We start from the raw sequence: 20,196 nt of genomic DNA, 5'->3' as shown, positions 1-20,196 counted from the left end.
CGGGGTGACAGAACGGCGCCGCCCGGGTGACCGGGCGCCGCCCCCGGCTCACAGCAGCCGCTGGAGCAGCCCCCAGGTGAACTCCGCGGTACGCCGCTCCCCGTCCGGCAGGGTGAACGCCAGCCGCCAGCGGGTGGGCGCGCTGCCCTCCAGCGGGCGGGCCGGCGGGAACGCCCGGGCCACCTCGTCCACCGTGCAGCTCCACGGGCGCAGCTCCTCGGCGGTCCGCGGCTCGGCCGCCGGGGCGCCCGGCGCCCGGACCAGCCACGCGTTCCACACCTGCCCTGTCGCCCCCTGCCCCTTTCCGGTGGTCAGCACCTCGAAGCGGAGGTCCGGCCAGAGCGGTACCGGCCAGCACAGCGCCTCGCACTCCAGTTCGCCGATGGTGCGGGCGGTACGGGACTCGGGCTCGCCCAGCACCCGGCGGTACCGGCTCAGCTCGCCGGGGCCCCGGGGCGAGTGGACCATCGCCTGCCAGCGCCGGTTGGCCTCCCGCATCTCGGCCAGCGAGGCGTCCAGCGCGCGGCGGGCGTCCTCCACCAGCCCGGGCTGGAAGTCCGCCATCCGGCGCAGCAGCACCAACTGGAACTCACGCGGCCCGAACGGCGCGGCGGACAGGGGAGGAGAGGCGGTGGAGCGGGCGGCGGCCATGGCCCCATCCTGCCCGCCGGTCCCACCGGTACGCGGGTGCTCCGCCGACCGACCGGTACGGCCGGTTACGGAGCGGTACGCGCCCCAAGGCGCCGAACGGCCCATGCGTACGAGTGCGTACGGGTTGGCAGCGATACGCGGCCCCGACACGCCCTCCGACCAGCGCTTCCACACACAATCCACACAGGTGGGGAGGGTTGCGGGCCCGGAGGTCCGCATAATCTGCGGGCGCCATGGATTACTGCCACCCCTGCCGGAGGCACCTGAACGGAGCCCTGGCCTGCGCCGGCTGCGGTACGCCCGCCGAGGAGCTCCGCCGCCAGCCCGCCCCGGCCACGCCCGTCGCCGAACCGGCCCGGGTCTTCGAGCTGGACCGGCCCGACCGGTACGAGGAGACCGCGCCCGGCCGAGGCCGCCGCGGCCGGGAACGGGCCCGCCGCACCGGCCGGCCCGCCGGGCGCCGGGGCCGCAGCCGGCGTGGGCGTCGGGCGGTGATCGGGGTGGCCGGGCTGCTGCTGGCCGCCGGGGCGCTGGGGCTGGCCGAGCTGGCCTCCGAACGGCCCGGCGGCGACGGCGCCGCCACCGCGGTGGAGGAGCAGGGCGGCGCGGGCCCGGACGTACTGCCCGAGCAGCCGGAGGCGGACACCGCACCGGACGCCGCCCCCGGCCCGGAGGACCCGGAAGCGGTACGGACCGGTGGTGCGGCGCCCTCCGGGCGGCCCGCCTCCTCCGCCCGCCCCGTCTCCGACGCCTCCTCGGCCGCCCCCTCCGCCTCTTCGATCGAGGTGCCTGTCACACCGGGCGGTGAGGATCCGGCCTCCGACGGACCGGCTCCCGCCCCCTCCGACGCCCCGGAGCCCTCCGGCGGTGTCCAGGACCCCGGCTCCGACGCGCCGCCCGCGCCCGGGCCCGATCCGACGGACGGCGGCCCCGGGGACGGCGGTCCGCAGGAGCCCCCGGACGGCCCCGGCGATCCCGCCCCCGACCGCCCCGCCCCCAGCGCCCCGCAGCCCACCCCCACGGCCGCCGAGCCGGAGCCCGAGGAGGAGTGCGACCGCTTCCTCTGGTGGTGCCTGTAGTACCGGTTCCTCCGGTGGTGCCGGTAGGGCCGATTCTCCTGGTGGTGCCGTAGCACCGGCGCCTTCGCCTGCCCCGTCCTACCGCTCCGGCTGGGTCGGCTCCTGGCCCAGCATCTGGCGCAGCAGATCGCGCAGCAGGGTGCGCTCGGTGGAGGTCAGCCGACCCAGCGGCTCGCGGGCGAAGTCGAGCGCGTCGCGCAGCTGGGCGGCGGTCTCCCGGCCTTCCGGGGTGGCCGCGGCGATCTTCACCCGGCGGTCGGCCGGGTCGGGGCGGCGCTCGACCAGGCCGCGGGCCTCCAGCCGGTCCACGATCCCGGTCACATTGGACGGCTCGCAGCGCAGCGCCCGTGCCAGCCGCCGCATCGGCGTCGGCTCCAGGGCGAGCAGCCCGAGGAGCCGGGCCTGCGCGCCGGTCAGCGCGTGCCGGGCCGCGGCCTGCTCGTACTCCTCGTGGTAGCGGGCCACCACGGTGCCGATCAGCTCGGCCACCTCGCAGGTGAGCGGGTCGATACGTCTACTGGTGGCGGACATACGCCACAGGATAGCCACTTACTTGACATCATGAAATATCAAGGAGCATGGTTGTTTCACGTACTGAAGTACCTCACTCGTTCTCATGGAGGCTCGCACCATGTCCGCTCTTCCCGAGTCCGGCCGCGCCTGGCACCTGGTCGCCCGTCCGCACGGCTGGCCCAAGCCCGAGGACTTCGCCCTGCGGGAGGCGCCGGTCGGTGAGCCGGCCGAGGGCCGCGTCCTGGTGCGCAACCACTACTTCTCGGTCGACCCGTACATGCGCGGCCGGATGAACGACGTCAAGTCGTATGTACCCCCCTTCCAGCTGGACCAGCCGATGGACGGCGGCGCGGTCGGCGAGGTGATCGCCTCCAACGCCAAGGGGTTCGCGGTCGGCGACCACGTCCTGCACGGCCTCGGCTGGCGCGAGTACGCCGAGGTGGGCGCCGCGCACGCGGTGAAGGTGGACGCTTCCAAGGCGCCGCTCTCGGCCTACCTCGGGGTACTCGGCATGCCCGGGCTCACCGCGTACGCCGGGCTGTTCGAGGTCGCCTCCTTCAAGGAGGGGGACGCGGTCTTCGTCTCCGGCGCGGCCGGCGCGGTCGGCAGCCAGGTCGGCCAGATGGCGAAGCTCAAGGGCGCCTCCCGGGTGATCGGCTCGGCCGGCTCGGACGAGAAGGTCAAGCGGCTGGTGGAGGAGTACGGCTTCGACGCCGCCTTCAACTACAAGAACGGCCCGGTGGGCGAGCAGCTGAAGCAGGCCGCCCCGGACGGCATCGACGTCTACTTCGACAACGTGGGCGGCGACCACCTGGAGGCCGCGATCTCCTCCCTCAACGTGCACGGCCGCGCCACCATCTGCGGCATGATCGCCCAGTACAACGCCACCGAGCCGACCCCCGCCCCGCGCAACCTGGCGCTGGTCATCGGCAAGCGGCTGCGGCTCCAGGGCATGCTGGTCAACGACCACTCCGCGCTCCAGCCGCAGTTCGTCGAGGAGGTCTCCGGCTGGCTGGCCTCCGGTGCGCTGAAGTACGACGAGACCAAGGTCGAGTCCATCGACAAGGGTGTGGACGCCTTCCTGGGCCTCCTCCGCGGGGAGAACACCGGCAAGATGGTCGTCTCCCTCGCCGGCTGACCTCGCCTGCTCCCTCAGACTCCTTCAGGGAGCACACGAGCGCCGGGACCCGTGTCGCAGGACGGGTCCCGGCGCTCGTCTGCTCGTCTGCCTGCTCCCTCCCCGCTAGGCCAGATCGGCGGGGCGAGTGCGCAGCTTGGCGGCGATCCGGGCCAGGGCCCGCTGGTCCGCGGCGTTCAGCGGTTCCAGTACGAGTTCCCGCACGGCCTGGACATGGGTCGGCGCCGCGGCGACGACCGTCCGGTAGCCGGATTCGGTCAGGGCCGCGATGGTGAAGCGCCCGTCCTCCGGGTCGGGGTAGCGCTCCACCCACCCGCGCGCCTCGAACCGCTTGACCACATTGGACAGCCGGGAGAGCGAGCCGTTGGCGAGATAGGCCAGCTCGCTCATCCGTAGCCGCCGGTCCGGGGCCTCGGAGACATGGCTGAGGACCAGATACTCGAACAGCGTCAGCCCGGACTCCCGCTGCAGCGGCGCCTCCAGCTTGCCGGGCAGCAGCAGCACCAGCGAGATCAGCCCGGTCCAAGCCTCCTTCTCGGACGGCGTCAGCCAGAGCGCAGCCTCTTCGGACGCCTCGGTCTCGTCAGGCGGGGGGCTGCTCATGCGCTCACCTTACCAACCCTCCTTCACTTCACACATGAAGTCATTAGGGGTATCTTTGACTTCAAGCGTGAAGTTGGTTGACGTCACCGGAAGGAATCCGCCATGCCCGCGACCACCCACACCTCCGAGCCGCAGTTCTTCGTCACCCCCGGATACGGCGAGAAGCTGCTCGACATGCTCCACTACAGGCAGGCGGTCCGGGTCGGCGACCGGGTCGAGATTTCCGGACAGGGCGGCTGGGACGAGGACTTCGCCTTCCCCGACTCCCTGGAGGAGGAGATCGTCCGGGCCTTCGACAACGTCGAGCGGACCCTCGCCGAGGCGGGCGCGAGCTGGCGCGAGGTGATCGCCGTGAACTCGTACCACGTCCCCACCGCCCCGGACACGATCGGCGAGGACCACAACCGGACCATGGTGGAGCAGTTCCGCCGCCGCATGGGCGAGCGCGCGCCCATCTGGACCCAGATCGGCGTACCGGCGCTGGGTGCGCCCGGGATGCGGGTCGAGATCCGCGTCACCGCCGTCACCGGGCCCGGTGACCGCGACCACTGACCGCACCCGTCCGCCCGCCCCCACCCTCCTCCCTCCCGTCACCCGTTAGGCTCAGCCCAGTCCGCCGCGATCGTGGGCGCGAGTCGCGGCGCATCACAGGAGGAAGACCCGTATGTCCATCCAGCAGTCCGACGTCCTCTACACCGCCGTGGCCACCGCCGAGAACGGGCGGGACGGTCGCGTCGCCACGGACGACGGCCAGCTCGACGTCGTCGTCAACCCGCCCAAGGCGATGGGCGGCTCCGGCTCCGGCACCAACCCCGAGCAGCTCTTCGCCGCCGGGTACAGCGCCTGCTTCCAGGGCGCCCTCGGTGTCGTCGCCCGCCAGGAGGGGGCCGACATCTCCGGCTCCACGGTCACCGCCGAGGTCGGCATCGGCAAGAACGACGAGGGCTTCGGCATCATCGTCAAGATCGTCGCCTCGATCCCGAACGTGGACGCCGCCACCGCCCAGGCCCTGATCGAGAAGGCCCACCAGGTGTGCCCGTACTCCAAGGCCACCCGCGGCAACATCACGGTCGACCTCGCCGTCGCCTGACCCACCGCCGCCTGGCCGTGCGAAGGCCGCGCCCCACCGGGGGCGCGGCCTTCGCCGCGTGCGGGCGGGGAGCAGGGCCGGAAGGACGGGCCCTAGGCTCGGCCTGGTGAACGAAGACGCCCGCTACGAGTCGACTCCCGCGCCAAGCAGTGCCCCGCCGGAGAGCACCCAGGTCACCGTCGCGGTCGACGGTGCCGCGCTCGTCTTCGCCTGGAACTCCGACGCCCGGATCGAGGTGCGGAACCTCGGGCGAGAGGTCGTCATCGAGGCCAATGCCGCAGGCCTCCGGACGCTGGCCGGGCACCTCCAGGTGCTGGCCGGCGACGGCGTTCCCGATGGAGCCCATCTCCACCTTGAGGAGAGCAGCGGGCTGGAGGAAGGGTCGGTCGGACTCGTGCTGGAGCGTAGCGACGAGGAGCGTGATCAGCGAGGACAGGGGACGTCGGGGTAGGCGTCGGCCGTGGCGTCCTGGTTGGCGCGGAAGGTATCCAGATCGATGCCGGGAGCGGTCCTGGACATGGCGGCGAATTCCTGACGGGACACGAACCGGCGGCGCCGCCGAAGCGGGACGAGCTGCCCGATCGGGTGTCCATCACGGGTGACGGTGAACGACCGGCCACCTTGTACGGCGTCCAGGATCTCGCGTGACCGGTCGCGCAGATCGCGTCGGGTGATGATCTCGGGTCGCGGGCTCAGGTCGGTCACCGTAGCCCCTGGTGCCGGCCGCCGGCACCGGGGACGTCCGGGCCCCGGGGCCACTGCCGGGGCCCGGCTACAGTGACCGCATGCGTGATCTCGGGGTGGGTTTCCGGTACTTGCTGAAGGGCCAGCGGTGGGTGGCGACCCATGGGCGGTGGTTCGGGTTCGGGCTGCTGCCCGGGTTGGTCACTCTGGTGCTGTACGGCGGGGCGCTGTTCGGGCTGGCGTACGGGGCGGACGATCTGACCGCGTGGGCGACGCCGTTCGCGGACGACTGGGGTTCGCCGTGGCTGGGGCTGTTCCGGGGGTTCCTGACGGCGCTGGTGTTCGCCCTGGGGCTGTTCCTCGCGGTGGTGACGTTCACCGCGGTCACCCTGCTGGTCGGCCAGCCGTTCTACGAATCGCTCTCCGAGCAGGTGGACCGGTCGGAGGGCGGGGACGTCCCGGAGTCCGGGCTGCCGCTGTGGCGGGAGTTGTGGGTGTCGGCCCGGGACAGCCTGCGGGTGCTGGTACGGGTCGCGTTCTACGGGATCGTGCTGTTCGCCCTGGGGTTCGTGCCGGTGATCGGGCAGACGGTGATCCCGGTGCTCGGCTTCTGTGTGTCGGGGTTCTTCCTCGCCGAGGAGCTGGCGGCGGTCGCGCTGCAACGCCGGGGGGTCGAGTTCAAGGAGCGGCTGGCGCTGCTGCGGGGGCGGCGGATGCTGACGCTGGGCTTCGGCGTCCCGCTCACCCTGGCCTTCCTCGTCCCCTTTGTGGCGGTCCTGCTGATGCCGGGCGCGGTGGCGGGGGCGACCCTGCTCGCCCGCGACCTGGTGGACGAGCCGGAGGCCGGGTCCCGCGAGGGCGGGCGGCAGCCTGACGGGGAGCCCGTGCCGGGTGCCCCGTACACGCCTCCGACCCCGGCCCCGAATCCGTACGCCGGTCCGGCGGCTCCGCAGCCGCCGAACCCCTATGCCGTACGGCCCCCGTATCCGCAGGGCGCCCCGCAGCCGCCGCAGAACCCGGAGTGGAACGGAGGGCGGAAGGCATGACCGAACTGATCGCGGTGGCGGTGATCACCATCCTGGCGGTGATCAGTCCGGGCGCCGACTTCGCCATGGTGGTCCGCAACAGCTGCCTGTACGGGCGGACCACCGGGCTCCTCGGGGCCGCCGGGGTCGCGGCCGGGGTGCTGGTGCACGTCACCTACACCATGCTCGGCGTCGGGCTGATCATCGCCGCCAACACCGCGCTGTTCACGGCGATCAAGCTGCTCGGCGCCGCGTACCTGGTCTACATCGGGCTGCGCACCTTCTTCGCCCGCGCCGACCTGACCGTGGACCTGGACGCCTCCGGAGCCGGGCTGACCCGGCTCGGGGCGCTGCGCAGCGGCTTTCTGACCAATGTGCTCAACCCGAAGACCACGCTCTTCGTGGTCTCCACCTTCACCCAGGTGGTCGGGACCGAGACCCCGCTGTGGCAGCAGGGCCTCTACGGGCTGTTCATGTCCCTGGCCCACCTGGGCTGGTTCGCCCTGGTGGCGCTGTTCTTCTCGCACGCACGGCTGCGGACCGCCATGCTGCGCGCCCAGAAGGCGCTGAACCGGGCCATCGGCGGAACGCTGGTGGGGCTGGGCGTCGCCCTGGGCGTCACCTCCGCACCGTAAGGGGCTCCGGGGTCAGCGGCGGGCGGCCGCGACCGTGAGGATCTGGCGCACCTGGGCGGTGATGTCGGCCCGGTTGCGCAGGAACTCCGGGTCGGTCACCGCCGCCGTGTTGCCCGCGCCGAACTGGAGCACCGGGGTGTGCACATGGCCGCCGGGCAGCGAGCGCAGGCCCAGCCGGTCGCGGAGCAGGGTGGCGCGGTAGGCGATCTCGTTGGAGAGGTAGTCACCGCCGCCACCGGCCCGCGCCGCCGAGCCCGGCGTCGGCCCGTCCGGGCGCACCACCGGGGCCGTGGAGCCCGCCGGGACCTCGGTCACCGAGGTGTTGTCGTAGACCGGGAACCGCCCGGTCTGGGCCGCCGTGATCCGGGCGTACGGCAGGGTGGTCGCCGTCCACTGCGGCTGCGAGCCCGGGTCGGCGACCGGGACGGTGCCGGTCTCGGAGACGTTCAGGTTGTCGCCGAAGCCGCCGCGCCAGGCGCCGTTGAACCGCTCCACGTCGAACTTGCCCACCCGGCCCTGGCTGACCGTGGTGAACAGGTCCACCCGGGGCAGCACCGGGCGCAGCGCCCGCTCCACCTCGCCGTCCGCGAAGTCCCGCCAGCGGACCGGGAAGACGGCCGTCTCCACCCGCGCCCAGCCGCCGTCGGCCGTGCGGATCCGGGTGCCGTCCAGCGCCAGTGCCGCCGCGCCGGACGGGTTGGAGATCCGTATGTCCCGGTCGAGGGTGAAAGGGTCGAAGCCGGTCACCAGGATCCGCCGGACCTTCCGGCGGCCGGAGGCGGGGTACGTGAGGGAGTCCTGACCTCGGGAGGCGGTCTCCAGGCGGTCGGTCAGCCGGTCGGTGAGTCGCTGCCGGGCCGCCGGGGGGAGGGGGAACGACGGCTCCCAAGCGCCCAGTTCACGGGTCATCGCCAGTCGCGCCCAGTACAGCGGGCGGTCGTCGTCCCGGGCCAGGTCGCCACCGGCCGGGCCGCGCCCCTGCACCCGGTCCACGGCCCGCCGCCAGAGCGCCGCCCCGTGCCGGGTGACGGCCCGCTCGGCGGCCGCAGCGTTGCGCGCGTCCGCCAGGGCAGCGGCGAACTCCGGTGCCACGGAGTCGAATCCGCTGCGGTGCAGGATCTCCCTCGGCACCGCCTGGTCGAGGCGGGCCTCCTCCACGGTGACCGGTGCGGGGGCCGCCGAGGCGGGCGCGGCCGTGGCGGCCACCAGGGCCGCGAGCATTCCGGCCACCGCCGACGTACGCCAACGGGCCCGTGTCGCCGCCCCCTTCCCCGTACCCCTCTTCCTGGCCGTCGTCCTCGGAGCCGTCCGTGTCCATGAGCGGTCCACCGCAGGCACACCTTCCCCTTCCGTAGCCCCGGCACCGGGCGGCACCGGTCCCGGCACGCTAGCGCGCGCCCGAGGGCCGGAGGAACCCCCGGCCGCGCTGTCGCCCCACCGGAGTTCCGGGCGCACCATGGCAAGGCGGATCACGGAGGCGGCGACGGCGAGGGGAGTACGGCGGTGGCGGACGAGACAGGTGATGACGGGGAGAAGGTGGTGGAGGCGGCGCTGGGGCTGCTCGACCTGGACACCAAAGCCCGGCTGCTCTCGGGGCAGGATATGTGGACGCTGCCGGCCGTACCGGAGATCGGGCTGGCCGCGCTGGTGATGTCGGACGGGCCCATCGGGGTGCGCGGGGTGCGCTGGAGTGCCGACGACCCGTCGATCGCGCTGCCCTCGCCGACCGCGCTCGCCGCCGCCTGGGACCCGGGCCTTGCCCGCCGGGCCGGCCGGCTGCTCGCCCAGGAGGCCCGCCGCAAGGGCGTCCATGTCCTGCTGGCGCCCACCGTCAATCTGCACCGCTCGCCGCTGGGCGGGCGGCACTTCGAGGCGTACAGCGAGGATCCGCTGCTCACCGGGGTGATCGGCACCGGTTATGTGCGCGGGGTGCAGGAGGGCGGGGTCGCCACCACGGTCAAGCACTTCACCGGCAACGACGCCGAGACCGACCGGTTCACCGTGGACAACCGGATCGCCCCGCGCCCGCTGCGGGAGCTGTACCTCGCCCCATTCGAGGCGATCGTCACCGGCGCCCGCCCCTGGGGCGTGATGACCGCGTACAACCAGGTCAACGGGGTCACCATGACCGAACACGGCGAGCTGGTGAACGGGGTGCTGCGGGGCGAGTGGGGGTTCGACGGGGTCAATGTCTCCGACTGGCTGGCCGCCCGGCACACCGTACGGGCGATCACCGGAGGCCTGGACCTGGCGATGCCCGGCCCGCGGACCGTGTACGGCGAGCCGCTGGCCGCCGCCGTACGGGCCGGGGAGGTCCCCGAGGCGGCGGTGGACGAGGCGGTACGCCGGGTGCTGCGGCTCGCCGCCCGGGTGGGCGCCCTGGCTGGGGCCGAGCCCGCCGTCCCCGAGCCGCCCGCCCCGCTCGACGGCGAGGCGCTGGCCCGGGAGATCGCCCACCGCTCCTTCGTCCTGCTGCGCAACGAGCCCGGAAGCACGGGAGGGCGCGGCATCCTGCCGCTGGCGTCCGGAGGGAGCGTCGCGCTGATCGGGGCGGCGGCGCGGGAGCCCCGGGTGCTCGGCGGCGGCTCCGCCCAGGTCTTCCCGGACCACACCGTCTCCCCGCTGGACGGACTGGCCCGGCTGCTGCCGGAAGGGGCGTTGAGCTACGCGGTCGGGGCGGACCCCACCGACGAACTCGCCTCCGCCGGACCGGGCTTCGCCCTGCGCGCGATCTGCCGGGACGCCCACGGCACCGTCCTCGGTGAGCGCTCGCTGCCCTCCGGCCAGGTCCAGTGGATCGGGGGCGACCTGCCCGACGGGGTCGGCCACGACACCCTGGCCGAGGTGGAGGTCACCGGCACCTTCACCCCCCGGGAGAGTGGCGCGCACGCCTTCGGCACCCAGGGGCTGGGCGCCTACACGCTCACCGTGGACGGGACGGTGCTGTTCGACGGGGTGCAGGTGAGAGGGGAGGAGAGCGACCCGTTCGAGGCCCTCTTCGGCACGCCCGAGGAACGCGGCCGGGCGGTGCTCACCGAAGGTGTACCGGTCACCGTCTCGCTGCGCCATCCGCTGGACCGGGAGCAGCAGGCCGCCGCGCCGCTGCCGGCCGTGGTGTTCTCCCTGGTCCATCTGGGCCCGCGCCGCGATCCGGACGAGCTGATCGCCGAGGCGGTCGAGGCGGCCCGGGCGGCGGACACCGCCGTGGTCGTGGTGGCCACCACCGAGCGGGTCGAGTCCGAGGGCTTCGACCGCACCACCCTCGCCCTGCCCGGCCGCCAGGACGACCTGGTACGGGCGGTCGCCGCCGCCAACCGGAACACCGTGGTGGTCGTCAACTCCGGCTCCCCGGTGGAGATGGACTGGCGCGAGGAGGTGGCCTCGGTGCTGCTGAGCTGGTTCCCCGGGCAGGAGGGCGGGGCCGCGCTCGCCGACGTACTGCTCGGTCGTGAGGAGCCCGGCGGGCGGCTGCCCACCACCTGGCCCGCCACCCTCGCGGACGCGCCCGTCACCCGGACCGCCCCCACCGACGGGCGGCTGGACTACACCGAGGGCCTGTTCATCGGCTACCGGGCCTGGGACCGGGCGGGGACGGCACCCGCCTACGCCTTCGGCCACGGACTGACGTACACCGATTGGGCGTACGAGTCCCTGGAGGTCGCGGGCGGGGCCGCTCGGGTCGGGGTGGTGAACACCGGGGAGCGGCGCGGCCGGGAGACCGTCCAGCTCTATCTGTCACCCCTGGGCTCCGCCCGCGAGGCCGTGGAGCGCCCGGTGCGGTGGCTGGCCGGGTTCGCCGTGGTGGAGGCCGGTCCCGGCGAGAGCGCCGAGGTCCGTGTCCCGCTGCCCGAGCGGGCGTTCCAGGCGTGGGACGAGGAGCAGGGGGTATGGATCACCGTCCCGGGGCCGTACCGGCTGCACGTCGGCCGCTCGCTCGCCGACCTGCGGCTGAGCACCGAGCTGGAGCGTTGAGCACGGCGATCCGGACGCTGTCCGCGGCCCCCACCCCGGCGGCCCCGGGGCGGTCCCTGACAACCGCCCCGGGGCTCTGTGCGCCCATCCGTCGATCAGTCGGTGCAGAGGGTGCCGGGGGCGGGCAGGGCGCGGGTGGTGAGGTAGCGGTTGGTGGCCTCACGGGCGCAGGAGGAGAGCAGGAACATGCTGTAGTCGTCGCCCTCGCGGCTGAGCACCACGCTCCCGGGCAGCTGGGCCGCCATGGCGGGGCCGGCGCTGTGCGGAGCGAGGGCCTGGCGGGTGGACTGGAGGATCAGCGCGGGCGGCGCGCCGTGCACCGGGGCGCCCGCCGCGACCGGCTTCGCCGGGACGGGCCAGCCCAGGCAGCCGGTCAGCGCGGTGTACGAGCGCACCGCGCCGCCGAGGTGCGGGGAGACCCGCTCCAGGCGCTTCCGCAACCGGGTGAGCTGGTCGAACGTGGTCACCGGGCGGGCGTGGTCCAGGCAGGCGGGGACACGGACCTGGACGGGGTTCAGGGTGTCGTCCGGGTCGCGCAGGAAGTCGGACGCGTCACCGGCCCGGGCCTTGACCACCGCCTCGGCGAGCAGGGGCCAGGTGATGCCGGAGAGGGTCAGATAGTCCTGGGTGGCCTCACGGATGTCCTCACCGGTGAGCGGCCGTCCGCCGCCGGTGACCGGGATCGGGGCGCGGTCGGCCCGGGCGGTCAGCGCGTCGTACGCGGCCCCGGCGTCCTCGCCGTGCAGGGCGCACTCCGCCGAGCCGGCGCACCAGGCGGTGAAGCGGCGGAACGCCTCCTCGGCGGTGGCCGCCTCCCGGACGATCCGCTCGGTGGGCGAGGTGGTGTCGTCCAGCGCGGTGTCCAGCACCATCGTGCGCAGCCGGCCGGGGTAGAGGCCGGCGTAGGTGCGGCCCAGCAGGGTGCTGTAGTGGATGCCGTACCAGTTCAGCCGGGCCTCGCCCAGCGCGATCCGCACCGCCTCGAAGTCCCGCGCGGTGGAGGTCAGATCGGTGTGCGCGACCAGCGGCCCGGTGCGGCGCAGGCAGTCCGCGGCGAACGCGCGGTTGTGGGCCGCCAGCTCGCGGAACGCGGCCCGGGTGCGGGGGAAGTGGCTGACGCCGGCCGGCTTGAGGGGCTTGTCGCAGCGGATCGGCGTGCTGTGCCCCACCCCGCGCGGGTCCACCGCCACCAGGTCGAACCGCTCGGTCATCGCCCCGGCGAAGGCGGGCAGTTGCGCCCGCATGGCCAGCCGCAGCTGCTCGATGGAGGACCCGCCGGCCCCGTTGTTGAGCAGCAGGGTGCCGGTGCGGTGGCGTAGGTCGTCGGCGGGGCGGCGGACCAGCGCCAGGGTGAGGCTGCCGGCGCCCGGACGGGCGTGGTCGACCGGGACCTTGAGCGTGCCGCAGCTCAGCCCCATCTCCCGTAGCTCCGCGTCGGCACAGGTGGTCCAGTCGATCCGGTCGGCAGCCGGCGCCCGCTTCGGGCGGTCCTGGGCCAGGGCGGTGGGGGTGGCGAGGGTGGCCGCCGCGAGGGCGAGGGCGAGCACCCTGAGGCGGAGGGGACGGGTGGCGGGACGGGGCATGGCGACTCTCCCGGAGCGTCGGTGCGCCGGGACCGGCGCGACTAACGGAGCTTCCTGCGTTGGTGAGAAGCTATAACCGGAACTCGCGAGAGTCAATAATTTAAGTGAGAGGCTATTACGAGGTCGGTTCAGGGAGCCGTGATCCGGCGGTAGGCCATCTCCGCCAGCCTCGCCTGGCCGTCCAGGCTCGGGTGGAACCAGTCGAAGGGGCTGAGCTGGTCGCCGGTGAACTTGTAGTCGAACACCGCCCCGCCGTCGTACCGGCACAGCCGGTCCCGCTCGCAGACCTCGCGCAGCGCCTCGTTGTACGCCACCACCCGCTCGTACACCTCGGTCCGGCGCTGCTCGGCGCTCGCGCTGGTGTCCTCGGCACCGCCCAGCATCGAGGGGCAGAGGCCCAGCTTCCATATCTGCCGGCCCAGCGGGTTCTCCCAGCCGGTGGCCCACAGCCGCCGCAGGTCCGGCACGCTCGCCACATACACCCGGCTCTTGGGCGAGTCGGCCCGCAGTCGCCGCAGCGACTCCGCGAAGGAGGCCCGGTACTCCGCGACCGGGGTCATCGCCGCCACACTGCTCCGGCAGGCGTCGTTGGCCCCGGTCAGCACGGTCACCAGGTCCGGCCGGTGGGCCGCCGCACGGCTCATCTGCCCGGGCAGCTCGGCCATCCGCGAACCGGACCTGGCGAGGTTCCAGCTGTGGGACGGCAGGGCGGAGGGGCCCAGCAGCCGCCGGGCCAGGCTGTTCACCCGGGCGTCGGTGCCGGTGGCCCAGGAGGAGTCGGGGCAGTCGGTCAGCACCCCGCAGGCGTTGAAGCTGCGGGTGATGGAGTCGCCGACGGCGGCCAGGGATGTGGGATCGCGGTCCCAGCCGCGCGTGGGGGTGGGGGAGGGGGAGGGGCGCTCGGCCCGGGGCCGCTCGGCCGGCGCCCGGTCGCAGCCGGCCGTGCCCGCGAGCAGTGCGGCCGCCACCGCCGCCGCGACCCCGGCCGCGGGCCGGAGGGGCAGGGGTGACCGATCGGTGGTACGGGGGCTCCGTCGGCTGCGGGGCATGGGTGTCGCCCTTTCGTCGGCGTCCTGGCGGGTGAAACATCCGCCGATTCCCGTCACGTTCGGTGACGGAGGTGGCATGGTGTCCCGGTGGTGCCGCGGCGGTGTTCCGGGCCCGGGTTCCGCGGTGCGGACCTCCCGCTCGACCGTACGCCATCCCCATGAGCCCCTGCGCACGGTAGCTTTGGCCCGTCGAGGCGGGCCGGTGCCGCAGCCGGTGGCCCCGGACCCGGCAGGCGTCCCGCCGGTCGGCTCCGGTAAATTACATCACGTCACATGCTGTCCCTTTTGTGGAGTTTCACTCCTGATGCTGTTTACTGAGGCCGCTGGGAATGGCGACCCTCGTCCCCCTCTGGAGGTCCCGGTGACGACACGTGGAGTCCTGTACGTACACTCCGCCCCCCGCGCGCTGTGCCCGCACGTGGAATGGGCGGTCGCCGGAGTGCTCGGCGCCAGGGTCCAGCTCGACTGGATCCGGCAACCCGCATCACCGGGCACCTGGAGAGCCGAGTTCTCCTGGCGGGGCGAGGTGGGCACCGCCTCCAAACTCGCCTCCGCGCTGCGCGGCTGGCAGCTGCTCCGCTTCGAGGTGACCGCCGAACCGTGCGCCACCGCCGAGGGTGAGCGCTACAGTGCCACCCCCGAACTGGGCATCTTCCACGCCGTCACCGGCATGCACGGCGACATCCTGGTCCCCGAGGACCGGCTGCGCGCCGCGGTGGCCCGGGCCGCGCAGGGCGAGACCCAACTGGAGGCGGAGGTCGCCCGGCTGCTGGGCAAGCCCTGGGACGACGAGCTGGAGCCGTTCCGGTACGCGGGTGAGGGCGCCCCGGTCCGCTGGCTCCACCAGGTGGTCTGACCGCCCCTCAGAAGCACTCACCCGTACGGCATCGGGCCCGCTCCCCAGGTGGGGGCGGGCTCGTTCGCGTACCCCGGAGTCCTACTCCGCCGCGGCCCGCTCCTCACGGTCCAGCTCGGTGAGCAGCCGGCGCAGCAGGGCGCGGGCGGCGGTGACGTCCTGCTCGGGGAGGGTCTTCAGCAGGACGCGGTGGTGGGCGTCTGCCCGCTCGGTGACCCGCTCCAGCGCCGTGCGGCCGGTGGGCGTCAGGGTCAGCAGCGGGGAGCCCCGGTGCTCGGGGTTGTCGGCGAAGGCGGCATGGCCCCGCTCCACCAGGTCGTTGGCGACCCGCTGCACGTTCTGGCGGGTGACGCCGAGGCGGCGGGCGGCCTGGGGGACGGTGACCGGCTGCTCGGAGGCCACGCTCAGCACCTGCCAGCGGGCCTGGGTCAGGCCTTCGGTCGCGGCCGTCCGCTCGCCGAGCCGCCGCAGCGCGCCCGCCGCCTCGTAGACATCGGCCACCAGCAGGGCGAAGGCGTCGGGGGCGCCGGGAGCGGGGGCGGGCGTCGGGGGCGGGAGGGCATCGGACATGACCGACTCCTTTGACAAGCTGTTGTCTGAGTGGAAATGTATTGTCATGTTAGTCGGGGGGTACGTACCGAGGAGAACAGCGCATGCCCAGGATCGATCTGTACCGGAATGTTCACATGGGCCAGCGGGCCCGCCTCTTCGCCCTCGCCGTGGAGCTGGGCTCGGCGGACGGCGCCGACCAGGCCGTGGCCGAGGAGTTCGCCGACCGGGCCCTGGCCATGACGGCGGAGCTGCGCGAGCACGCCGACCACGAGGACACCCACATACATCCGCTGCTGCGTGAGCGGGCGCCCGCCGCGGCCGACGCCCTGGACGCCGAGCACATCCGGCTGGACGCCGCGCTGGCCGCGCTGGACGAGCGGGCCCGCGCCTTCCCCAAGGCCGGATCCGATACCCAAGCCGGATCGGACGCCCAGGCCGGGCCGGACGCCCGGGCGGAGGCGCAGCACGCGCTGTACCTCGCGGTCAACGAGCTGATCAGCGCCTATCTGGCCCATCTGCACGCCGAGGAGACGGTGGCGATGCCCGCGCTCTGGGCGGCGTACGACGACCGGGAGCTGGGCGCGGTGTTCGTCGGCTTCCAGGCCACCCGCTCGCCCGAGCAGCGCCTCGGCGATCTGCGGGGGATGCTGCCCGCGCTGCCGCCGCGGGTGCGGGCCGCCATCGCCCGGGCCACCGTGGAGGCGCTGCCGCCCGCCGAGGCCGGCTCCGGGCTGTACGCGCTGAGCACCACCCTGGCCCCCGGGCAGCGGGCCCGCCTCTACGACGACCTGGGCGCTCCGGAGGCCTGGGCGGCGCGCTGAGCTTCGTACCGGACACGCACCGTGCGGACACGCGCCGGGGCCCGGGCCTCCCGTGAGGGGAGACCCGGGCCCCGGGGCCGTACCGGTCGATGCGACGGTCACACGGTGCGGAAGGCCAGCACCACGTTGTGGCCGCCGAAGCCGAAGGAGTTGTTGATCGCGGCGATGGTGCCCTCGGGCAGCTTGCGGGGCTCGTCGCGCACCACGTCCGCGTCCACCTCCTCGTCCAGCTCGGTGACGTTGATGGTGGGCGGGGCGGTGCGGTGGTACAGCGCCAGGACGGTCGCCACGGTCTCGACGCCGCCGGCGCCGCCCAGCAGGTGGCCGGTCATGGACTTGGTGGCGGAGACCGCGATGTGGTCCAGCTCGTCGCCGAGCACCGAGCGAAGGGCCTTCACCTCGGCCACGTCGCCCTGCGGGGTGGAGGTGGCGTGCGCGTTGAGGTGCGCGACCTCCGCGGGCTTCAGATCGGTGGTGTCCAGCAGACCGCGCAGCGCGGCGGCGACACCGCGGCCGGTGGGCTCCGGCTGGGCGATGTGGTGGCTGTCCGAGGACAGGCCCTGGCCCAGCACCTCGCAGTAGGCGCGGGCGCCGCGCTTGGCGGCGTGCTCGGCGGACTCCAGGACGACGACACCGGCGCCCTCGCCGAGGACGAAGCCGTCACGGCCCTTGTCGTAGGGGCGGGAGGCGCCCTGCGGGTCGTCGTTGTTCTTGGACATCGCCATCATGTTGGCGAACGCGGCGACCGGCAGCGGGTGGATCGCCGCCTCGGTGCCGCCCGCCACGACCACGTCGGCGCGGCCGGTGCGGATCATCTCCACCGCGTAGCCGATCGCCTCCGCGCCCGACGCGCACGCCGAGACCGGGGTGTGCACGCCCGCCTGGGCGTTCACCTCCAGGCTGACGTTGGCGGAGGGGCTGTTGGGCATCAGCATCGGCACGGTGTGCGGGGAGACCCGGCGTACGCCCTTCTCCTTCAGCACGTCGTACTGGTCGAGCAGGGTGATCACGCCGCCGATGCCGGAGGCGATCACCGTGCCCAGGCGCTCGGGGGCGACCTGCTCGTCCTCGCCGGCCCGGGCGGTGAAGCCCGCGTCGGCCCAGGCCTCACGGGCCGCGATCACCGCGAACTGGGCCGAGCGGTCCAGCTTGCGGGCGAACGGGCGGGGCAGGACGTCACCCGGGTCGACGGCCGCGACGGCCGCGATCCGGACGGGCAGCTCGGCGAAGCGCTCGCCCTCCAGGGCGCGGGCCCCGGAGCGACCCGCCAGCATGCCCTCCCAGGTCGAGGCGGAGTCGCCACCCAGCGGTGTGGTTGCGCCGATACCGGTGACGACCACGGTGCGATTGGTCGAGTTCACAGGATTTCTCTCTCCACGAGTATCGAGGTGTGCGGAAACACGGCGCCACCGCCGGGTGGCGGTCCGATCAGCCCTGGTGCTTGGCGATGTAGTCGGCGGCGTCGCCGACGGTCTTCAGGTTCTTGACGTCCTCGTCGGGGATCTTCACGTCGAAGCGCTCCTCGGCGGCGACGACGACCTCGACCATGGACAGCGAGTCGACGTCCAGGTCGTCGGTGAAGGACTTGTCCAGCTGGACGTCCTCCGTCGGGATGCCGGCGATCTCGTTCACGATCTCCGCGAGACCTTCGACGATCTCTGCCTGCGTGGCGGCCATGTGGCGCTCCTTCGGTGTGGCCTGCCCGGTGTCTGGTGCCGGGAGGGGTATGAGGTGTGTCCGGCCCGCCGGGCGGGCCCGGCGGATCCCTCGGTGCCTCCTCCCGCGGCCCCGTCCGCGGACGGCGGGGGCCGGGGGGAGTCATCCCGCCGAGGGGGCGGGTCGGCCGGTCCGGAGGTCCGCTCCGGGGGCCTGGCGACCGCTGTGACGGACGCCGGGCCTGCCCGGGAGGACCCGAACCGTGCCTAGGGGAGGGTAACGACCGTCGCGGCGTACACGAGACCCGCCCCGAAGCCGATGACGAGCGCGGTGTCGCCGCTCTTCGCCTTGCCGGTCGCCAGAAGCCGCTCCATCGCGAGCGGGATCGAGGCGGCCGAGGTGTTGCCGGTGGTCTCCACGTCCCGGGCGACCGTGACGTGCTCCGGCAGCTTCAGGGTCTTCACCATCGAGTCGATGATCCGCATATTGGCCTGGTGCGGGATGAAGACGTCCAGGTCGGCGGCGGTGATCCCGGCCGCGTCCAGCGCCTGCTGGGCGACCTTCGCCATCTCGAAGACGGCCCAGCGGAACACCGCCTGGCCCTCCTGGGTGATCGCCGGGAACTTGACCTCGCCGCGCCCGTCCAGCGGCAGCTTCGAGGCGTCGCCGAGCCGGAACTCGTCCCACGCCACGGTCTGCCGGATGGTCTCCGACTTGTCGCCCTCCGAGCCCCACACGGTGGGGCCGATGGCCGGCTCATCGGCCGGGCCGACGACGACCGCGCCGGCGCCGTCACCGAACAGGAAGGCCGTCGCCCGGTCCTCCAGGTCGGTCAGGTCGCTCAGCCGCTCCACGCCGATGACCAGCACATACTCGGCCGAGCCCTCGACCACCATGCCCTTGGCGAGGGTCAGCCCGTAGCCGAAGCCCGCGCAGCCCGCCGAGATGTCGAACGCGGCCGGCTTGCCCGCGCCGAGCTTGTCGGCGATCTCGGTGGCGACCGCGGGGGTCTGGCGGAAGTTGGAGACGGTGGAGACGATCACCCCGCCGATCTGCTCCGGGGCGAGCCCGGCGTCCGCGATGGCCTTGCCGGCCGCCTCCACCGACATGGCGGCCACGGTCTCCTCCGGGCCCGCCCAGTGGCGGCTGACGATGCCGGAGCGCGAGCGGATCCACTCGTCGGAGGAGTCGATCCGCTCCAGGATCACCTCGTTGGGCACGACCCGGGTCGGACGGTAGCCGCCGACGCCCATGATCCGCGCGTACGGGGCGCCCTTGCTGGGCTTGATCTTCGCCATGCTCTACGGCTCCTTGTCAGACCGCGGGCCGCGCGTGCTCGGCGATGAGCGCGCGTGCCGCGTCGAGGTCGTCCGGCGTCTTCAGGGCGACCGTCGCGACACCCTTCAGGGCCCGCTTGGCGATACCGGTGAGCGTGCCGCCCGGGCACACCTCCACCAGCGCCGTGGCGCCGAGCTGCTGGAACGTTTCCATACACAGGTCCCAGCGGACCGGGTTGGCCACCTGGCCCACCAGCCGGGCGACGACGTCGGCGCCCTCGGCCACGGTCCGGCCGTCCTTGTTCGACACATACGGTACGGCGGGATCGGCGGCGTGCAGCTCCTCGGCCGCCGTGCCCAGCACCGCCACCGCGGGCTCCATATGGCGGGTGTGGAACGCCCCGGCCACCTTCAGCGGCACCACCCGGCGTACGCCCTGCGGCGGGTTCTCCGCCAGCGCGGCCAGCTGCTCCAGGGTGCCGGCGGCCACGATCTGGCCCGCGCCGTTGACGTTCGCCGCGGTCAGGCCCAGGCCCTCCAGATGCGGGACGGACACCTCCGGGTCGCCGCCGAGCAGCGCCGACATCCCGGTCTCGGTCACGGCGGCCGCGTCGGCCATCGCCAGCCCGCGGGTGCGGACGAACCGCAGCGCGGCCGTCTCGTCGAGCACCCCGGCGAACACCGCCGCGGTGATCTCGCCGACACTGTGGCCGGCGACGGCGCCCGGGGAGGCGTCCCCCAGCGCGGACCCGGCCAGCAGACCCGCCGCCACCAGCAGCGGCTGGGCCACCGAGGTGTCGCGGATCTCGTCCTCGTCGGCCTTCGTGCCGTAGCGGACGAGGTCGAGCCCGATGGCGTCCGACCACGCGGCGACGCGGTCGGCGGCACCGGGGAGGTCGAGCCAGGGAGTCAGGAAGCCGGGCGTCTGAGCGCCTTGGCCGGGAGCGACGAGTACGAGCACTCTCACACTCTCTCTTGTGCGCGGCCCCCACCGCCCGTGGGGACAGGGACG

Annotated in this window: 22 protein-coding genes; 10 read left to right on the top strand and 12 right to left on the bottom strand. The window is 73.7% G+C overall.

The window, feature by feature from the left end; genetic code table 11:
* Positions 1 to 48: 48 nt before the first annotated feature.
* Complete coding sequence (locus ABZ945_RS08225; protein WP_361265813.1) at positions 49 to 651, bottom strand: hypothetical protein; 603 nt, start codon at positions 649 to 651, stop codon at positions 49 to 51.
* Positions 652 to 884: 233 nt separating this feature from the next.
* On the opposite strand from ABZ945_RS08225, the gene ABZ945_RS08220 reads away from it, so the two are divergent.
* Positions 885 to 1,730, top strand: a complete 846-nt coding sequence (locus tag ABZ945_RS08220; protein ID WP_361265810.1) for a hypothetical protein — start codon at positions 885 to 887, stop codon at positions 1,728 to 1,730.
* Positions 1,731 to 1,808: 78 nt separating this feature from the next.
* Here ABZ945_RS08220 and ABZ945_RS08215 read toward each other — a convergent pair whose 3' ends face one another.
* Positions 1,809 to 2,261, bottom strand: coding sequence for a MarR family transcriptional regulator (locus ABZ945_RS08215; RefSeq protein WP_361265807.1), 453 nt, complete (start codon positions 2,259 to 2,261; stop codon positions 1,809 to 1,811).
* A 100-nt stretch (positions 2,262 to 2,361) separates the two neighbouring features.
* On the opposite strand from ABZ945_RS08215, the gene ABZ945_RS08210 reads away from it, so the two are divergent.
* Complete coding sequence (locus tag ABZ945_RS08210; protein ID WP_361265804.1) at positions 2,362 to 3,381, top strand: NADP-dependent oxidoreductase; 1,020 nt, start codon at positions 2,362 to 2,364, stop codon at positions 3,379 to 3,381.
* Between the two features lie 105 nt (positions 3,382 to 3,486).
* On the opposite strand, the gene ABZ945_RS08205 is transcribed toward ABZ945_RS08210, so the two are convergent.
* Positions 3,487 to 3,984 carry a MarR family transcriptional regulator gene (locus tag ABZ945_RS08205; protein WP_361265800.1) on the bottom strand — a complete coding sequence of 166 codons (498 nt, stop codon included), beginning with the start codon at positions 3,982 to 3,984 and terminating at the stop codon, positions 3,487 to 3,489.
* A gap of 102 nt (positions 3,985 to 4,086) precedes the next feature.
* On the opposite strand from ABZ945_RS08205, the gene ABZ945_RS08200 reads away from it, so the two are divergent.
* The 3 genes from ABZ945_RS08200 (at position 4,087) to ABZ945_RS08190 (ending at position 5,525) form a co-directional block, all read left to right on the top strand.
* Positions 4,087 to 4,536: a Rid family hydrolase gene (locus ABZ945_RS08200; protein WP_361265797.1), complete on the top strand. Its 450-nt coding sequence runs from the start codon at positions 4,087 to 4,089 to the stop codon at positions 4,534 to 4,536.
* A gap of 112 nt (positions 4,537 to 4,648) precedes the next feature.
* On the top strand, positions 4,649 to 5,074 hold the full coding sequence (locus ABZ945_RS08195; protein WP_361265794.1) for an organic hydroperoxide resistance protein: 426 nt from the start codon (positions 4,649 to 4,651) through the stop codon (positions 5,072 to 5,074).
* Positions 5,075 to 5,180: 106 nt separating this feature from the next.
* A complete protein-coding gene (locus ABZ945_RS08190) occupies positions 5,181 to 5,525 on the top strand; it encodes a hypothetical protein (RefSeq protein WP_361265792.1) in 345 nt (114 codons plus the stop codon).
* Here the strand turns inward: ABZ945_RS08190 and ABZ945_RS08185 are convergent.
* The gene (locus tag ABZ945_RS08185; RefSeq protein WP_361266009.1) at positions 5,498 to 5,770 is read right to left on the bottom strand and encodes a type II toxin-antitoxin system prevent-host-death family antitoxin; all 273 of its coding nucleotides are present in this window, start codon (positions 5,768 to 5,770) and stop codon (positions 5,498 to 5,500) included. The genes ABZ945_RS08190 and ABZ945_RS08185 overlap by 28 nt on opposite strands.
* Before the next feature lie 89 nt (positions 5,771 to 5,859).
* On the opposite strand from ABZ945_RS08185, the gene ABZ945_RS08180 reads away from it, so the two are divergent.
* On the top strand, positions 5,860 to 6,804 hold the full coding sequence (locus ABZ945_RS08180) for an EI24 domain-containing protein (RefSeq protein ID WP_361265789.1): 945 nt from the start codon (positions 5,860 to 5,862) through the stop codon (positions 6,802 to 6,804).
* Positions 6,801 to 7,418, top strand: coding sequence for a LysE family transporter (locus ABZ945_RS08175; protein WP_361265786.1), 618 nt, complete (start codon positions 6,801 to 6,803; stop codon positions 7,416 to 7,418). Before ABZ945_RS08180 ends, ABZ945_RS08175 begins: the two co-directional genes overlap by 4 nt.
* Before the next feature lie 12 nt (positions 7,419 to 7,430).
* On the opposite strand, the gene ABZ945_RS08170 is transcribed toward ABZ945_RS08175, so the two are convergent.
* Positions 7,431 to 8,639 carry a pyroglutamyl peptidase gene (locus ABZ945_RS08170; protein ID WP_361265783.1) on the bottom strand — a complete coding sequence of 403 codons (1,209 nt, stop codon included), beginning with the start codon at positions 8,637 to 8,639 and terminating at the stop codon, positions 7,431 to 7,433.
* A 282-nt stretch (positions 8,640 to 8,921) separates the two neighbouring features.
* On the opposite strand from ABZ945_RS08170, the gene ABZ945_RS08165 reads away from it, so the two are divergent.
* Complete coding sequence (locus tag ABZ945_RS08165; protein ID WP_361265780.1) at positions 8,922 to 11,390, top strand: glycoside hydrolase family 3 C-terminal domain-containing protein; 2,469 nt, start codon at positions 8,922 to 8,924, stop codon at positions 11,388 to 11,390.
* 95 nt (positions 11,391 to 11,485) lie between these two features.
* On the opposite strand, the gene ABZ945_RS08160 is transcribed toward ABZ945_RS08165, so the two are convergent.
* Entirely contained in the window at positions 11,486 to 12,973 is a 1,488-nt protein-coding gene (locus ABZ945_RS08160) for an alpha/beta fold hydrolase (protein WP_361265777.1), read from the bottom strand.
* Between the two features lie 128 nt (positions 12,974 to 13,101).
* A complete protein-coding gene (locus ABZ945_RS08155) occupies positions 13,102 to 14,022 on the bottom strand; it encodes an SGNH/GDSL hydrolase family protein (RefSeq protein ID WP_361265774.1) in 921 nt (306 codons plus the stop codon).
* 361 nt (positions 14,023 to 14,383) lie between these two features.
* Between ABZ945_RS08155 and ABZ945_RS08150 the strand changes: the two genes are divergently transcribed.
* A complete protein-coding gene (locus tag ABZ945_RS08150; RefSeq protein ID WP_361265771.1) occupies positions 14,384 to 14,878 on the top strand; it encodes a DUF3145 domain-containing protein in 495 nt (164 codons plus the stop codon).
* A gap of 81 nt (positions 14,879 to 14,959) precedes the next feature.
* On the opposite strand, the gene ABZ945_RS08145 is transcribed toward ABZ945_RS08150, so the two are convergent.
* A complete protein-coding gene (locus tag ABZ945_RS08145; protein WP_361265768.1) occupies positions 14,960 to 15,448 on the bottom strand; it encodes a MarR family winged helix-turn-helix transcriptional regulator in 489 nt (162 codons plus the stop codon).
* A gap of 83 nt (positions 15,449 to 15,531) precedes the next feature.
* Between ABZ945_RS08145 and ABZ945_RS08140 the strand changes: the two genes are divergently transcribed.
* Entirely contained in the window at positions 15,532 to 16,251 is a 720-nt protein-coding gene (locus tag ABZ945_RS08140; RefSeq protein WP_361265765.1) for a hemerythrin domain-containing protein, read from the top strand.
* Between the two features lie 98 nt (positions 16,252 to 16,349).
* Here the strand turns inward: ABZ945_RS08140 and fabF are convergent, their stop codons facing one another.
* The 4 genes from fabF to ABZ945_RS08120 all read right to left on the bottom strand — a co-directional run bounded on the left by fabF (position 16,350) and on the right by ABZ945_RS08120 (position 20,145).
* Complete coding sequence (fabF, locus tag ABZ945_RS08135; protein WP_361265762.1) at positions 16,350 to 17,612, bottom strand: beta-ketoacyl-ACP synthase II; 1,263 nt, start codon at positions 17,610 to 17,612, stop codon at positions 16,350 to 16,352.
* Between the two features lie 67 nt (positions 17,613 to 17,679).
* Entirely contained in the window at positions 17,680 to 17,928 is a 249-nt protein-coding gene (locus ABZ945_RS08130) for an acyl carrier protein (protein WP_105866898.1), read from the bottom strand.
* 245 nt (positions 17,929 to 18,173) lie between these two features.
* Positions 18,174 to 19,205: a ketoacyl-ACP synthase III gene (locus tag ABZ945_RS08125; RefSeq protein WP_361265758.1), complete on the bottom strand. Its 1,032-nt coding sequence runs from the start codon at positions 19,203 to 19,205 to the stop codon at positions 18,174 to 18,176.
* A 16-nt stretch (positions 19,206 to 19,221) separates the two neighbouring features.
* A complete protein-coding gene (locus ABZ945_RS08120) occupies positions 19,222 to 20,145 on the bottom strand; it encodes an ACP S-malonyltransferase (protein WP_361265755.1) in 924 nt (307 codons plus the stop codon).
* Positions 20,146 to 20,196 lie beyond the last annotated feature (51 nt).

Origin of the sequence: Streptomyces sp. NPDC046887 (assembly GCF_040644755.1) — a bacterium.
Classification (GTDB): Bacteria; Actinomycetota; Actinomycetes; order Streptomycetales; family Streptomycetaceae; genus Streptomyces; species Streptomyces lichenis.
Note: the sequence above shows the minus strand (reverse complement) of the source record. Positions and strands in the feature narration are given on the sequence as shown.

Excerpts from the sequence above, each read along its gene's own strand:
- ABZ945_RS08225 (WP_361265813.1), bottom strand. The coding sequence starts at position 651 with ATGGCCGCCGCCCGCTCCACCGCCTCTCCTCCCCTGTCCGCCGCGCCG.
- ABZ945_RS08220 (WP_361265810.1), top strand. The coding sequence starts at position 885 with ATGGATTACTGCCACCCCTGCCGGAGGCACCTGAACGGAGCCCTGGCC.
- ABZ945_RS08215 (WP_361265807.1), bottom strand. The coding sequence starts at position 2,261 with ATGTCCGCCACCAGTAGACGTATCGACCCGCTCACCTGCGAGGTGGCC.
- ABZ945_RS08210 (WP_361265804.1), top strand. The coding sequence starts at position 2,362 with ATGTCCGCTCTTCCCGAGTCCGGCCGCGCCTGGCACCTGGTCGCCCGT.
- ABZ945_RS08205 (WP_361265800.1), bottom strand. The coding sequence starts at position 3,984 with ATGAGCAGCCCCCCGCCTGACGAGACCGAGGCGTCCGAAGAGGCTGCG.
- ABZ945_RS08200 (WP_361265797.1), top strand. The coding sequence starts at position 4,087 with ATGCCCGCGACCACCCACACCTCCGAGCCGCAGTTCTTCGTCACCCCC.
- ABZ945_RS08195 (WP_361265794.1), top strand. The coding sequence starts at position 4,649 with ATGTCCATCCAGCAGTCCGACGTCCTCTACACCGCCGTGGCCACCGCC.
- ABZ945_RS08180 (WP_361265789.1), top strand. The coding sequence starts at position 5,860 with ATGCGTGATCTCGGGGTGGGTTTCCGGTACTTGCTGAAGGGCCAGCGG.
- ABZ945_RS08175 (WP_361265786.1), top strand. The coding sequence starts at position 6,801 with ATGACCGAACTGATCGCGGTGGCGGTGATCACCATCCTGGCGGTGATC.
- ABZ945_RS08170 (WP_361265783.1), bottom strand. The coding sequence starts at position 8,639 with ATGCTCGCGGCCCTGGTGGCCGCCACGGCCGCGCCCGCCTCGGCGGCC.
- ABZ945_RS08160 (WP_361265777.1), bottom strand. The coding sequence starts at position 12,973 with ATGCCCCGTCCCGCCACCCGTCCCCTCCGCCTCAGGGTGCTCGCCCTC.
- ABZ945_RS08155 (WP_361265774.1), bottom strand. The coding sequence starts at position 14,022 with ATGCCCCGCAGCCGACGGAGCCCCCGTACCACCGATCGGTCACCCCTG.
- ABZ945_RS08145 (WP_361265768.1), bottom strand. The coding sequence starts at position 15,448 with ATGTCCGATGCCCTCCCGCCCCCGACGCCCGCCCCCGCTCCCGGCGCC.
- ABZ945_RS08140 (WP_361265765.1), top strand. The coding sequence starts at position 15,532 with ATGCCCAGGATCGATCTGTACCGGAATGTTCACATGGGCCAGCGGGCC.
- ABZ945_RS08130 (WP_105866898.1), bottom strand. The coding sequence starts at position 17,928 with ATGGCCGCCACGCAGGCAGAGATCGTCGAAGGTCTCGCGGAGATCGTG.
- ABZ945_RS08125 (WP_361265758.1), bottom strand. The coding sequence starts at position 19,205 with ATGGCGAAGATCAAGCCCAGCAAGGGCGCCCCGTACGCGCGGATCATG.